At 65.4% G+C, this 13,513-nt stretch carries 12 protein-coding genes; 9 read left to right on the forward strand and 3 right to left on the reverse strand.

Annotated features, from left to right (window positions below; translation table 11 throughout):
- The first annotated feature begins 311 nt into the window (after nucleotides 1–311).
- Together ACLQ7E_RS01130 and ACLQ7E_RS01135 are read left to right on the forward strand one after the other, a co-directional pair.
- Complete coding sequence (locus ACLQ7E_RS01130) at nucleotides 312–1,121, forward strand: DUF1206 domain-containing protein (protein WP_411730698.1); 810 nt, start codon at nucleotides 312–314, stop codon at nucleotides 1,119–1,121.
- 87 nt (nucleotides 1,122–1,208) lie between these two features.
- Nucleotides 1,209–1,382 (forward strand): hypothetical protein, encoded by a 174-nt coding sequence (locus ACLQ7E_RS01135; RefSeq protein WP_411730687.1) that lies wholly within the window; start codon nucleotides 1,209–1,211, stop codon nucleotides 1,380–1,382.
- Between the two features lie 231 nt (nucleotides 1,383–1,613).
- On the opposite strand, the gene ACLQ7E_RS01140 is transcribed toward ACLQ7E_RS01135, so the two are convergent.
- The gene (locus tag ACLQ7E_RS01140; RefSeq protein ID WP_411730688.1) at nucleotides 1,614–2,054 is read right to left on the reverse strand and encodes a VOC family protein; all 441 of its coding nucleotides are present in this window, start codon (nucleotides 2,052–2,054) and stop codon (nucleotides 1,614–1,616) included.
- 205 nt (nucleotides 2,055–2,259) lie between these two features.
- Between ACLQ7E_RS01140 and ACLQ7E_RS01145 the strand changes: the two genes are divergently transcribed.
- The 3 genes from ACLQ7E_RS01145 (at nucleotide 2,260) to ACLQ7E_RS01155 (ending at nucleotide 7,912) form a co-directional block, all read left to right on the forward strand.
- A complete protein-coding gene (locus ACLQ7E_RS01145) occupies nucleotides 2,260–2,571 on the forward strand; it encodes a hypothetical protein (protein WP_217387869.1) in 312 nt (103 codons plus the stop codon).
- Between the two features lie 142 nt (nucleotides 2,572–2,713).
- The gene (locus ACLQ7E_RS01150; protein WP_411730689.1) at nucleotides 2,714–4,078 is read left to right on the forward strand and encodes a dihydrolipoyl dehydrogenase family protein; all 1,365 of its coding nucleotides are present in this window, start codon (nucleotides 2,714–2,716) and stop codon (nucleotides 4,076–4,078) included.
- A 258-nt stretch (nucleotides 4,079–4,336) separates the two neighbouring features.
- Complete coding sequence (locus tag ACLQ7E_RS01155) at nucleotides 4,337–7,912, forward strand: DNA polymerase III subunit alpha (protein ID WP_411730690.1); 3,576 nt, start codon at nucleotides 4,337–4,339, stop codon at nucleotides 7,910–7,912.
- Between the two features lie 20 nt (nucleotides 7,913–7,932).
- On the opposite strand, the gene ACLQ7E_RS01160 is transcribed toward ACLQ7E_RS01155, so the two are convergent.
- Complete coding sequence (locus ACLQ7E_RS01160; protein WP_411730691.1) at nucleotides 7,933–9,042, reverse strand: ATP-binding protein; 1,110 nt, start codon at nucleotides 9,040–9,042, stop codon at nucleotides 7,933–7,935.
- Nucleotides 9,043–9,265: 223 nt separating this feature from the next.
- Between ACLQ7E_RS01160 and ACLQ7E_RS01165 the strand changes: the two genes are divergently transcribed.
- From ACLQ7E_RS01165 to ACLQ7E_RS01175, 3 genes are all read left to right on the forward strand, one after another.
- A complete protein-coding gene (locus tag ACLQ7E_RS01165) occupies nucleotides 9,266–9,643 on the forward strand; it encodes a glyoxalase superfamily protein (RefSeq protein ID WP_411730693.1) in 378 nt (125 codons plus the stop codon).
- A gap of 160 nt (nucleotides 9,644–9,803) precedes the next feature.
- The gene (locus ACLQ7E_RS01170) at nucleotides 9,804–10,004 is read left to right on the forward strand and encodes a helix-turn-helix domain-containing protein (protein ID WP_411730694.1); all 201 of its coding nucleotides are present in this window, start codon (nucleotides 9,804–9,806) and stop codon (nucleotides 10,002–10,004) included.
- A complete protein-coding gene (locus ACLQ7E_RS01175) occupies nucleotides 10,001–11,197 on the forward strand; it encodes a type II toxin-antitoxin system HipA family toxin (protein WP_411730695.1) in 1,197 nt (398 codons plus the stop codon). Before ACLQ7E_RS01170 ends, ACLQ7E_RS01175 begins: the two co-directional genes overlap by 4 nt.
- Nucleotides 11,198–11,269: 72 nt before the next feature.
- Here the strand turns inward: ACLQ7E_RS01175 and ACLQ7E_RS01180 are convergent, their stop codons facing one another.
- The gene (locus ACLQ7E_RS01180) at nucleotides 11,270–11,710 is read right to left on the reverse strand and encodes a carboxymuconolactone decarboxylase family protein (protein ID WP_411730696.1); all 441 of its coding nucleotides are present in this window, start codon (nucleotides 11,708–11,710) and stop codon (nucleotides 11,270–11,272) included.
- Nucleotides 11,711–12,180: 470 nt separating this feature from the next.
- Between ACLQ7E_RS01180 and ACLQ7E_RS01185 the strand changes: the two genes are divergently transcribed.
- The coding region (locus ACLQ7E_RS01185) for a threonine--tRNA ligase (protein ID WP_411730697.1) at nucleotides 12,181–13,513 on the forward strand (1,333 nt) is incomplete at its 3' end.

Here is a 13,513-nt window from a genome sequence, read left to right on the forward strand (position 1 = left end):
TGTCTGGTGGGCTCGGATATGTGTATAAGAGACTGGTGGTGTACTCCGCTATTTTCCGTAACCTCGGTATTCATGGGTTGCGCCTTTGGTGGGGGGGAATTGCAACTATATGCCCGCACACGGCAAAAACACAGGTTGGTTCGTGCCCGCCTGGCTTGCTTTGCCTTGCCCTTGCTTCCGCGTCGCCGATCGATGTCGGAATGCCAAGGGCGCATGCGTATGAGATTTCCTGGATCAGTGGCAGGATATCGTTACCAACGTGGAGCTCCTTGGGTGGCTTCGCATGAAGGGGGAACACCATCAACAAGGACATTGGGGACGCGGTCAATGCGGCGGAACAAGCCTCGAATTCCCGTGCCTTTGCGGCGGTCGCGAGAGCTGGTTTTGCTGTCAGCGGAATCTTGCATGTGCTGATCGGGATCATCGCCATCCAGCTGGCCTTCGGGGAATCCGGGGACGCCGACCAGGGCGGGGCGATTGCGCAGCTTGCCGCACAACCTGCAGGGTACGCCTTGATTTGGATCGGTGCTGTAGCGTGCCTGGCGCTGGGACTGTGGGAAGCCAGCAGCGTGATTTTTGGCTACCGTCATGTAGCGGCCCGGAAGCGGCTGCGTAAGAAGCTCGCAGCCGGCGGGCGGGGAATAGTGTTCCTTGCGCTGGCCGTGAGCTTTGCTTCCTTTGCCCTGGGCAACCGCAGGGACAGCGGTGAATCCACCAGCGATGCCTCAACCCAGGTCATGCAGATGCCCGGTGGCCCGCTGCTCTTGCTGGCCGTTGGTGCCGGCTTCGCCGTCACCGGAATCGTGTTCGCCGTCAGGGGCGTCCGGAAGTCCTTCGCCAAGCAGCTGGATCTGCCCGCCTCGAAACTTTTGCGCGGTGCCACGGTGGTCCTGGGTGTTTTCGGCTATGTGGCGAAGGGCGTTGCCCTATTCCTGCTCGGGCTTTTGTTCATTGTGGCAACGCTGCAGGCGAACCCGGAGGAGTCCACGGGGCTGGACGGCGCGCTCAGGTCGGTGCGGGCACAGCCCTTCGGAATCTATGCGCTGGTCTTCATCGGCATCGGGCTGGGATGCTACGGGATCTACATGGTCTTCAAGTCGCGACTGGCGAAGATGGACTGACGCCCCCGCCCCGTTCGTCCACGGGAACATGCCATGTAGGAAACCGGGTGCTGCCAAAAACCGACGAAAGGCGATAGCGTGGGCCACATGAGTGCAGAAACCCCGAACCCAGCGGAAAATGAAGAGTTTGAGAACAACCTGACACCCAACACCGACGAACGGATGGTGAGCGAGAAACAGCTTTCCAAGTGGAAAGGCGAAGGCGGGGCATTGCCGGCGGACCTCGACCCGGACCGGACAGAGGGCGAATCGGAACAGTAACCGCCGGTTGCTTTCCGGGTGTGCAGGGCCAGATGCCCTGCACACCTTTTTAATTGCCTTCCAGGTAGGTGTAAAGCCCATGCCCTTGTCGAGGAGCTGGCGCACCGGCGGGAGGGTGTGGGGCCACGGGTCGGCGAGGGCAAGCGAATGTTAGGTGATGCGGCGGATCGGCAGGCCGGAGAGTCCCACCGGCGGCCGGGTTTCTCGGTGGCAAAGGTGCGCCGGCGCCGGCTAGACACCGGTGACGGTTCCGTCGTCGTCGATGGTGAAGGACGGGTTGTGCACAAAGTCCCAGCGGAAGCCGTCGGGGTCGGCCACGCAGGCGCTGGTGCCTCCCCACTCCCGGAGGGTTGGCGCGCCGATCGAGGTCGCACCGGCGGCAAGGGCCCTCGCGTAGAGCTCGTTGACTTCCTCGACGCTTGCGGTGTTGTGTCCCAGGGATAGCGGCGGGGCCAGCGGGCCATGCCCGACCTGCCCGTATTCGCCGGGCATTGATTCGACATTCCACAGTGCGAGCATCAGCCCGTATCCGGCCTGGACGAACAGGATCTCCCCGGGGGTGTAGTTGATTTCGCGGAAGCCCAGCCCCGTGACGTAGAAGTCGCGTGAGCGCTGGACGTCGCGGACGCCAAGGGTGAGTGCGGTGATGGCAGGGGGCATGTTTGGGGTCATGAAGCCCAGCATAGGCCCACGTGAGAGCCCGGCAACAGGGCACCGAAACAACAAACCGTCGTACATGCGTTCTAATCTCGCTTGGTATAGAACAAAGTTTCTAATAAAATGGTTGAGTGCACGGGTATTGCCCGCAGCCGCAGCGCGCCTCCTCGGGGGCGGGATGGCGACGGGCATGTTCGTGCGACGGGAAGGTGGCGAGCGAATGGGAATCTTTACCCAGTCGATCGAAGTTGACTGCACGCCGGCGGGGGTGCCGATTCGCCTGCGTTGGCAGGGTCGGGAATACAAGCTGGCGGCCGAGCCGGTGCGCTGGTTTGAGCGGCGCAAGTGGTGGACCGAGGAGCTGCGCGCCGAACGCGGGCGCGGCCCGGGGCTCGTGGACTACGAGGTCTGGCAATTGCAGGTCAAGCTCGCCGGGGTGGGTCCGCTGCGCACCTTCGAGGTTTCCCGCCAGGTCGAGACCGGCCGTTGGCGCATCATCCGCATGCCCGAGGCCTATCGGGAGAGCGCCTAGCGCGAGGGCGCGGGGCGCAAAACCCCTGCGCCGGCCACAGGGTGTGCTGCCGTGGACTCTGGTCGTTGGCGAGGCGAGGTGCAAGGCTGGGGGCAGGTGCCTGGATGATGGCCGCAAGGAACGCGAACACGGGAGTCCCCTGATGGAAGAAGTATTCGACGCGGCAATCATCGGCATGGGCCCCGGTGGCGAGGTCGCAGCCGATCGGCTGCTGATCGCCGGCAAGAAGGTCGTTGTCTTCGAGTCCGAACTCATTGGAGGGGAATGTGCCTACTGGGCCTGCATTCCCTCCAAGACAATCCTGCGCGGCCCCGAGGTGAATATCGAGGCCGCCGGCACCGCGGGAGCCTCGCCGAGCATCCTGGACTGGGAGAAGGCCCGGGAATACCGCGACTACATGGCCCGGCACCTCGATGACAGCGCCCAGGCCGACGGATACGCCAAGCGCGGGGCAACGGTGGTGCGCGGGAAAGCTGCCATCGCCGGCCCCGGGCACGTGGTGGCCAATGGGAATGAGTACCTGGCGCACCACATCATCATCGCCACCGGAACCACTCCCGTGGTCCCCGACTTCCCGGGGGTTGAAGACATCACCGCCTGGACCAGCCGCGAGGTCTATACGCTCGACACGCTGCCCAAATCGGTGGCCATCGTGGGCGGAAGCGCCGTGGCGCTGGAGGCTGCCTTCTTCCTATCCGGGTTCGGGGTCGAGGTCACGGTGCTGAATCGAAGCGCCCGGCTGCTGGGTCGCGAGGAGCCCGAGGTCTCGGCGCTCGCCGAAAACTACCTGCGCGACCGCGGGGTCACGGTGCTTGCCGGCAGCGCCGTGGCCGGCGGGCGGCGCGGGGAGGACGGAGCCAGCATCCTGAAGCTGCGCGAAGGCGGGGAAGTCGCGGTCGACGCAGTCATCTTCGCCACCGGACGAACCCCGCGCACCGAGGGCCTGGATGTGGCGCGGGCCGGGGCGACACTCGATGGACGCGGCAACGTGCGGGTGGACGAGCACTGCTGGGCGGCTGAGGGGCTCTGGGCCATCGGGGACGTCACCGGGATCATGCCCTTCACCCACGTGGCCAAGTACCAGGGACGCATCGTCGCCGACTGCATCCTGGGCAGGGACAGGAGCGCGAGCTATGACGGGATTCCGCGCGTGGTGTTCGCCAGCCCGGAAATCGCCGCCGTGGGCCTCACCCGTGAACAGGCCGAGGGGCGCGGGATCGACGCGGTGTCCATCCAGGTCAACCTGCCCGAGGCCATCTCCCGGCCCTGGACCTACGAACAGGACCCGCGCGGGGACCTGGGCATCCTGGTGGATCGGCACCGGCGGGTCATGGTCGGGGCCTGGGCCATCGCCCCGCAGGCCAGCGAATGGATCCACCAGGCGTCCATGGCCATCCGGGGTGCGATCCCGCTGGAGGTCCTGCGCGATGGGGTGCCGCAATTCCCCAGCTATTCCGAGGCCTACCTGGTGGCCCTCGACAGGCTCGGGGCCATCGAGGGGATCTAGCCGCCCGGGAAGGTGGGCATTCTCACCGGACCGGATCCCGCCGCTGGTCAGCGACGGGATCCGGTTGCCTGTCAGTACCGAGTGGGAGAGGGGGCAGCCCAAAGGGCTTGAATCGAACATATGTTCTAATATGATGGTGTTATCCCTCCACCGGACACGGCGCCAACCGGGCACCTGGGCCCGAAACCACGCCCCGGCACCCGCCGGGACGCATGAATCAGGGGGGAGCGGGAAGCGGAAGACAGGGGGGATGCGGCCATGGGCTTCACCCACCTGCACGTCGCCTCGGCCTTCAGCGCACACTACGGGGTCTCCTGGCCCGAGAACCTGGTCGCCGCGGCGCTCGCCGACGGGGCCGACGCCCTTGCCATTACCGACCGCGACGGACTCTACGGAAGCGTCAAGCACCTCAAGGCCTGCATCGAGAACGGAATCGACCCCATCCTCGGGGTGGACCTGGCCATCCTGGAACCCGCACCGCCACTTGCCACCCACGGCAAACCCCGGCCCATGCGCACGGCGGGACGCATCGTCGCCCTGGCCAAGGGGCACGCCAACGGCGCCGGATATGCGGCCCTCTGCCACCTGGTTACCGCTGCACACCAGAGGGCCACCGCTTCAGGGGTGCCCAAGGGGCATGTCGGCATCACCCGGGAGGACCTGGCCACCCATGCACTGGGTCCGCAGGGGGAAGCGCTGCTCACCATCCTGCTGGGGCCGGGCTCCGACATCGGCCTGGCCACAGGGCACCGCCACTACCCCCAGGCACGCGCCGCGCTGCGCACCTGGCGCACCCTGCTGGGGCCCGAGGCGCTGCGGGTGGAGATCGCCACCCACCTGAACAATCCCGGGGACAGGCTCAGCACCGCCCACGCCATCCGCATGCTGCGCTGCGCCGCCTCCATGGACATCGCCCCCGTCCTCACCAACGCCGTGCGGTACGCGGACCCCGACGGGGCGGCCACCGCAGACGTCCTGGACTCGGCACGGGCACTGAGCTCCCTGGAAACCCTCCACGACATCCAACCCAACGGGCAGGGCTGGCTCAAGCCCGCCGGGCACATGCACCACCTCGCCGCCGAAATCGCCCGCAACGCCTCCGATTCCGCACTGGCAGCCACCCTGCTGCGCCACACCGCCGCGCTCGCCGACTGGGCACGGATCGACCCTGTCACCGACACGGGGTGGGGAATCCCCGTGGTCCCCGAGGCACACATCATCGGCATCACCGCCGAACCCGACACCGAACTCGCCGCCCGCGCCGAGGCGGGCATCACCCGGCTGCTCCCCGATGAGGCCACCAACCCCCTGATGCGCGAGCGTCTTCAGGCGGAACTCTCCACCATCTCCGACCTCGGCTTCGCCCCCTACTTCCTCACCGTCGCCGAAGTCAGCTCCATGATCACGGGGATGGGAGTGCGCTCCGCCGCCCGGGGGTCAGGAGCCTCCTCCCTGGTCAACTACCTCATCGGCATCAGCCAGGTAAACCCCCTGGCCCACGACCTGCTCTTCGAACGCTTCCTCTCCCGCGACCGCGCCACCCTGCCCGACATCGACATCGACGTCGAATCCGCCCAACGCCATAACATCTACCAAAAGATCTTCGACCGCTTCGGCTCCGAACGCGTCAGCCTCATGAGCATGCAAAACGGCTACCGCGCCAGGGGAGCCGTGCGCGACGCCGGCCAGGCCCTGGGCATGGAGGAGGAAGACATCGATACGATCGCCAAACAACTCTGGCGCTTCTCCGCCTCATCCTTCCGCGACGCCCTGGAGGAAAAACCAGAACTCGCCCCCTTCGCCGACCGACTCGGCACCGAAAAACAGCTCGACCTGCTCGTGGACCTCACCGAACGCCTCGACAGGCTGCCCCGTCACATCTCCATGCACCCCTGCGGGGTCATCCTCTCCGACGCGCACCTGCTGGACCGCACCCCCGTGGAACCCAGCGGGCTGACACTGCCCATGAGCCAATTCGACAAACACGACATGGACCCCATGGGCATGCTCAAGCTCGACGTGCTGGGGGTGCGCATGCAATCGGCCATCACCTACGCCCTGGAGGAAATCCAACGCATCCACCCCACCGCAGGCGCCGTCGCCAAGGCCGGGGGACACGGGGGAGGGATACCGGGAGAGATCCCCGCCTACATCCTGCCCAACGGCGCCATCGACCTCGCCCTGGTCCCGCTGGACGACGGGCCCACCTTCGAACTCATCCGCTCCACCCACACCCTGGGCTGCTTCCAGATCGAATCCCCGGGACAGCGCGAACTCATCGGCAAGCTCGCCCCCCGCGAATTCAACGACCTCATCATCGACATCTCCCTCTTCCGCCCCGGACCCATGAAATCCAACATGGTCAAGCCCTACCTGGAAAACCGCCACGGCTTCGCACCCGAAAAATACCCCCACCCGGATCTGGCACCGGCGCTCGCCGAGACCCACGGGGTCACAGTCTTCCACGAGCAGGTGCTGCGGATCTTCCACGTGATGACAGGCTGCGGGCTGGCCAAGGCCGATGTGTACCGCCGGCTGCTGGGCAATCCGAAGGCCGAGCCGGCGGTGGAGAGCCTCTTCCGCTCGCGGGCCCTGTGGCGCGGCTATTCCCTGGAGGTCATCGACGAGGTGTGGCACACCCTGGCGGCCTTCGGCTCCTTCGGTTTCTGCAAGGCCCACGGGGCTGCCTTCGCCGTGCCCACCTACCACTCGGCCTGGCTCAAGGCACACCACCCCGAGGCCTTCCTGGCCGGCATCTGGGAACACGACCCGGGGATGTACCCCAAGCGCCTGCTGGTGGCCGAGGCCCGGCGCATGGGCATCGCCATCCTGCCGCTGGACATCAACCGCTCCGCGCCGGGCTACAAGGTGGAAGGGCTCGACGGGCTGCTGCCTCCAGCGCTGCTGCCGGTGGTGCCGCGGGCCGTGGGGGCCGCGCCCCCTGGCCGCTACGGGATCAGGCTGTCGCTGCGCGGGATCCGCGGGGTCTCCGAACGCGAGGTCACCCGGGTCGCGGCCGGGCAGCCGTATGACTCGATCGCCGATGTGCGGGCCCGCTCCGGGCTCACCCGCACCTCGCTGAACCACTTTGCCGCTCTGGGTGCCTTCGATTCGCTGCAGGCAGGCATCGGGCGCGGGAACCGCGCCGATTTGGTCGAGCACCTGCGGGCGCGCTCCACCAAGGCCCTGGCCCAGCGCTATCGGCCGATTCCCGGGCAGTTGGCCCTGCCGCTGGGGGATGTGGATCTTTCCAACATGGCCATCGGGGCGGCGCAAACGCCGTTGGATCAGGTGGTGCGCACCGAGCTCGATTTGATGTCCATCGACGTCAGCGCGCACCTGATGGAATCCCACGCGCCGCTGCTGGATTCCCTGGGCGTCTCGCGCTCCGAGGACCTGCTGGGCATGCGCAACGGCACCGAGGTTTTGGTGGCGGGGGTGCGGGTGGCCACGCAGACCCCGCCGATGCGCGGCGGGCGCCGGGTCGTGTTCATTTCGGTGGACGACGGCACCGGCTGCGTCGATGCCACGTTCTTCCACGAGGCCCAGCAGCGTTGCGGCCCGCTGCTCTTCTCCACCAGGCTGTTGCTGATCCACGGGCTCACCCGCCGCACCGGTCCCCGCGGCATCAGCCTGCAGGCGCTGAATGCCTGGGACCTTTCGGCCAAGTCCACGCTTCCCACACCGGGCTATTTGGCCGACCCCTCCCGGGCGCGCAACGAGGCCTTCGGCGGGTCCGCGGCCGCCAGGCCCGCCGTGGCGCAGGCAGGCATGTCATTGGCCCGGCGCATGGCCGCCGAGGACCTGGACACCCGCGGCTACCTGGGCGCCTGATGGCGCCCGGGTCCTACTGGTTAGCCGAGGCGGTCTCCGTTGCGCAGGTGCTCCCGCAATCCAGGGATCGAGTATCTGACTTCGCCGCGTCCGGCCGGCTCAATCAGCCCGGCCTCAATGAGCCGGGCACGATAGTTGGCGGCCAATTGCAGGGAGGCCTTCATGCGCTGGGCCACCGCGGCGGTACTGGACGGGCCGCTGTCGTGGGACATCGCCCGGAGGTAATCCATGTCCCTGTCGGAGGCCTTGGAAATGGCCGGGCCGACAACCATGCGGATGTTTCGCTTAAGGGCTGCCGCAACGGCCCTGTCCGCAGAGTCCCGGTCAACCACACCCTCGCCCCTTTCGGCTTCCTTCCACAGGAAGTAGCCGATCAGCTGGATGAGGAACGGGTAGCCGAAGGTTGCCTCGGCTGCCTCTTCCAGGAACCCCTCCGGAAGCAGGATCCCTGCAGCCGAGAATTGCCGCGCGTAGGAATCCCTGACATCCCGAACCTCGACGGAGTGCAGGTCGATCTTGTCGGCCCTGCGCAGGAAGGTCGCCACGCCTTCGTTGAGGATGTCGGAGATCGCCGCCGGCAGGCCGGCGCAAACGAAGCTAATGGGCAGCCCGTCCCGCACCCAGTGCTGGATGACCGCGGCCAGCTGCAGCAATTCACTGCGGTCGGCGTCCTGGATTTCATCGAGCGTGATCAGCAGCCCGGTGCCATTTTCGTCCAAGCGACGCAAGAGCTTTGCCCCGAGATTGCGGAATTCGACTTGGCGCTCCCGGGGAAGCTGTGTGGTGACCCCAAAGCCGGCAGCCGTGAAGGCAAGTATTTTCCGGGGCGGTGGGCCGTCGCCCAGCTCCTCATCGATGAGGACTGCGGAGTCTGCAATCCTTGCCAGGAAGCCGGCGGTGGAAGTCTCGGAGATGATGGCCCAGCCCTGCTCCTGCGCCAGCCCCTGTGCCTCGTTGAGCATGACGGTCTTCCCGACGCCGCGGGCTCCGGTGATGATTGTCAGCAAGCCAAGGACACCGGAGCGGATGCGGAGACCGTATTCGAACTCCTCCAAGGTGTCGTTGCGGTCGATCAGTTCCGGGGGAGTCCGTCCGAAGGTCGGCCGGAACGGGTTCTGCATGCCGGGCATCGGATCTCCTGTCGATGAAATGGTGTGAATTCTATTTATTCACACTCTACACATCTATTCACATCACATCGATTCCCATGCGCCCCAGGTCTGTTTGGCCCGGCGTGCCGACCGTGATCGCCATGCGGAGGCCAATGAGGGCATCTGGAAGATAGGTGTGGACTTGAGGGGTGCCGTCCCGGAACCTTTACACGGGTTTTCTTGTGGCGTTAGCGTGTGCAGCATGGATTGGAAACTGGAGCTTGTATTTGTCCCCGTGTCCGATGTGGACCGTGCCAAGGATTTCTATGTCAACAAAGTCGGCTTCAACGCCGATTACGACGAGCGGCCCACCGATTCGATTCGCTTCGTCCAACTGACCCCTCCGGGTTCGGCCTGCTCGATCACGATCGGCGAGGGGCTGAACGATGCGGCACCCGGGACCGCACCAAGCCTGCAGATGGTGGTCAGTGACATCCATGCCGCGCACGACCAACTGAAGGCCAGCGGGGTGGACGTCAGTGACGTGGAAATCCTGGAATGGGGCCACTTCGTGTACTTTGCCGATCCCGACGGCAACAAGTGGGCGGTGCAATACCTGCCGACGCGGTCCAACGGCTGACCAGAAATTTCGGCAATAAGTTGCCGAAGTGAGCCTCGGTGGCTTTTTCCGAAGCGCGAATTCCCTATTTCGGCAGGATCTTGCCGAAAGCGGGTCATTCGTGGATCATTGGGAGGGTAAGCCACGATAGCGGCAGCATATTGCCGTTCCAAGGAGTGACATGGATACCGTCTCGTCCCTCGCCATGGAGATCCGCCGGGCCCGTAAGGAATCCGGGCTGACCCAAGGGGAATTGGCGGACCTCGCCGGAGTCTCGGAGCGAACCATCCGCGCACTGGAAACGGCCACCGGCAACCCATCGCTGCGGGCCGTGGTCTCTGTGCTCAACGTCCTTGGGCTCAAGCTGGGCGCCGGACGGTGACCGCCAACCTGCAGGGCCTCAAGCGCATCGGGCGGGCCGACGTGTACAAAAACGGCGTCCGCTCCGGGGAACTTGCCCGGACGGAGTCCGGCGGCATCCGCTTCAGCTATCTCGATGAGTACCTTGCCGCCAAGCGCGTGCCAGTCGCATTTTCCTTGCCGCTGACGCCTGACGCAGTCGAAACGCCACATGGGGCCCTGCCTGCGTTCTTTGCGGGGTTGCTCCCGGAGGGGCACCGTTTGACGGTGCTCAAGAACGCCACCAAGACCAGCTTCGACGACGAACTGACCTTGCTGTTGGCCGTGGGGGCGGATGTCCCGGGTGACGTACAGGTGGTGCCCGCCGGAGAGCCCCCCACCGAGCCCGAGGTGCTGGCAGACACCTCAGCCCCCGCCGAACTCGATTTCGCCGCCCTGGCGAACTCGGTGGACCGCCACGGCCTTCCCGGGGTGCAGGACAAGGCCAGCGCCTCGATGCTCACCACCCCGCTGGCCACGCGCGGTCAGCGGTACCTGCTCAAATTGGATCCGGCCGAGAACCCGCATTTGGTGGCGAACGAGGCAGCGCACCTGGCCGGAGCCAAACGCCTGAAGATCCCCGTGGCCAGTAGTCGGATCATCCACGACCGGAACGAGCTGCCCGGCTTGCTCATCGACCGTTTTGACCGACGGCCAGGTGCAGGCGGCCAATGGCATCGCCTGCCCCTGGAAGACGGGACGCAGGTCATGGGCCTGCCGCCGGCCGCCAAATACGGGGTCGCCTCCGAGCAAGTGGGACTGGCCCTGGCGCGGTTGTGCGTGGCCCCGGTGCTGGCCAGCAGAAACCTCTACCTCCAATTCGTCTTCGCCTGGCTGACCGGCAACGGTGACCTCCATGCAAAGAACCTCTCGGTCTTGGGACGCGAGGGTGGCGGCTTCGAGATGTCACCGATGTACGACGTCCCATGCACGCTGCTCTACGGTGACGACACGATGGCACTTCCGATCGCCGGAAAGACCAAGAACCTCAAGGCCAGGCATTGGGCAGGGTTCGCCGAGGCGCTGGGACTTCCGCCCCGGGCGGCCGCCTCCGCAAACCAACTCGCCCTCAAGGCCGCCGCCTCCATTGACCTGGCGGCGCTGCCATTCGAGGGTTCCCCGCTGCGCGGGACGGAACGGGAACTGCGCTTTCGCAGGAACGAGCTGCAGGGATAGGGAAGTGCCGGCGTTTTATCGTATTGATGAAGCGCCGGGGTGCTCTGCGCATGGAACACCAAGTCTGGAATGTCAGGGCTTCACCGGGTAGCGGGACGTGATTGCTATCCGGTTGAACATGTTGATGGCCGCGCTGAGCCAGGCGACCGCGGAAATCTGTTCATCGCTCAGCACCGCCGAGGCCATGGTGTAGACGCCCCGCGGCACGTGGTCCACCGACACCAGGGTGATGGATTCGCACAGGGCCAGGGCCGCACGTTCCACCGCGGTGAAGTATTCCGAGTCGGACCAGGCGGAGACAACGGACAATCGATCGGTGGTTTCTCCGAGCTTCAGCGCATCGCGGGTGTGCATGCGCAGGCAGTACGAACAGCCATTGAGCTGGGAGGCCCGTATCTTGAGCAGTTCGCGCAGCTTGGGATCGATTCCCGCCGCGTCGGCCGCCGCACTGGCGGCATTGTTCATGGCCAAGAGTGCTGCATAGGCCGCCGGATCGGACTTGCTGAGATTCACACGGGATTCCATGGCTAGATGCTAGCCCGGGTTGCCGACAAGTAATAGGGGCCCGTTGAGCGGTACCTGAACAGCCGTCGGGGTTCTCGGAAAAATGCTCCGCGTGTTCTGACTTCCCGGGCGTTTCCAATGGAGTTTAAAACCCTTGATTGCGACGGGCAGGGCCAAGGTTAGCGGCCCAACCTTGGGCAACTCGTCGGCTATCCAAGGTTGAGGGCCTGGCCTGGCGGTGGCGGACCATGGAGACCCCGGTGGTCAGATTGGGCAGCCCTACCCCGGATTTCCGGCGCAGGCCCCCGGGCAGCCGACAACGGCGGCAGGATGCCGAGGGGCACTATGGCGCACAAGACATGACAGGCCACGTTGTGGATTGGTTGCCACGCACGGGAGTCGGTTAAGCTGGGTGGTGGCTGGCTGTGGTCTCCGTACGCCACAAGCTATGAAGCCAAACAACGAAACGAGGAACCGTAGTGCTTGAGCAAATCACACTGACCGTCGATGGAGTCCAACGCGAGGTGAATGCCGGCACTACCGGGGCCGAGCTGTACTTTGATGACCGCGAGGTCGTGGTGATGCACGTCGACGGCGTGTTGCGCGACCTGGCCCGCCCGCTCGAGGCCGGAACCGCCGTTGAGCGTGTCACCATTGATTCCCCTGCCGGCCTTGAGGTCCTGCGCCACTCCACCGCACACGTGATGGCCCAGGCCGTGCAGCAGCTGCGCCCCGATGCCAAGCTGGGCATCGGCCCGTACATCACCGACGGTTTCTACTTCGACTTCGATGTTGCCGAGCCCTTCACGCCCGAGGATCTGAAGACCCTTGAGAAGATGATGCTCAAGATCGTGAACCAGAACCAGAAGTTCGCCCGCCGCGTCGTCACCGAGGACGAGGCCCGCGTGGCCATGGCCAACGAGCCATACAAGCTGGAACTGCTGAAGAAGGCCAACGAGGCCGATGCCGCGGGCGAGGGCGTCAACGTCGAGGTCGGCGCCGGCGAAATCACCATCTACGACAACGTCGACCGCAAGTCCGGTGACGTGATTTGGTGCGATCTGTGCCGCGGCCCGCACCTGCCCAACACCAAGCTGATCTCCAACGCCTTCGCGCTGACCCGCACCTCGGCGGCCTACTGGCTGGGCAACCAGAACAACCAGCAGCTGCAGCGAATCTACGGCACCGCCTGGCCCACAAAGGACGCGCTCAAGGCCTACCAGGAGCGCATCGCCGAGGCTGAGCGGCGCGACCACCGCAAGCTCGGCGTCGAACTTGACCTGTTCTCCTTCCCGGACGAGCTGGGCTCCGGCCTGCCGGTGTTCCACCCCAAGGGCGGCATTATCCGCAAGGAGATGGAGGACTACTCCCGCCAGCGCCACGTCGACGCCGGCTATGAGTTCGTCTACACGCCCCACATCACCAAGGGCCACCTGTACGAAGTCTCGGGCCACCTGGACTGGTACAAGGAAGGCATGTTCCCGGCCATGCATGTGGACGCGGAACTCAACGAGGACGGCACCGTGCGCAAGCCCGGCCAGGACTACTACCTGAAGCCGATGAACTGCCCCATGCACAATCTGATCTTCCGCTCGCGTGGACGGTCCTACCGCGAACTGCCCCTGCGTCTCTTCGAGTTCGGTTCGGTCTACCGGTACGAAAAGTCCGGCGTGGTACACGGCCTGACCCGGGTCCGTGGCATGACACAGGACGACGCCCACATCTACTGCACCCGCGAGCAGATGAAGGACGAACTCACCAAGACCCTGAAGTTCGTGCTCGACCTGCTGAAGGACTACGGCCTGAACGACT

This window comes from Paeniglutamicibacter sp. (assembly GCF_046714615.1).
In the GTDB taxonomy this organism is placed as follows: domain Bacteria; phylum Actinomycetota; class Actinomycetes; order Actinomycetales; family Micrococcaceae; genus Paeniglutamicibacter.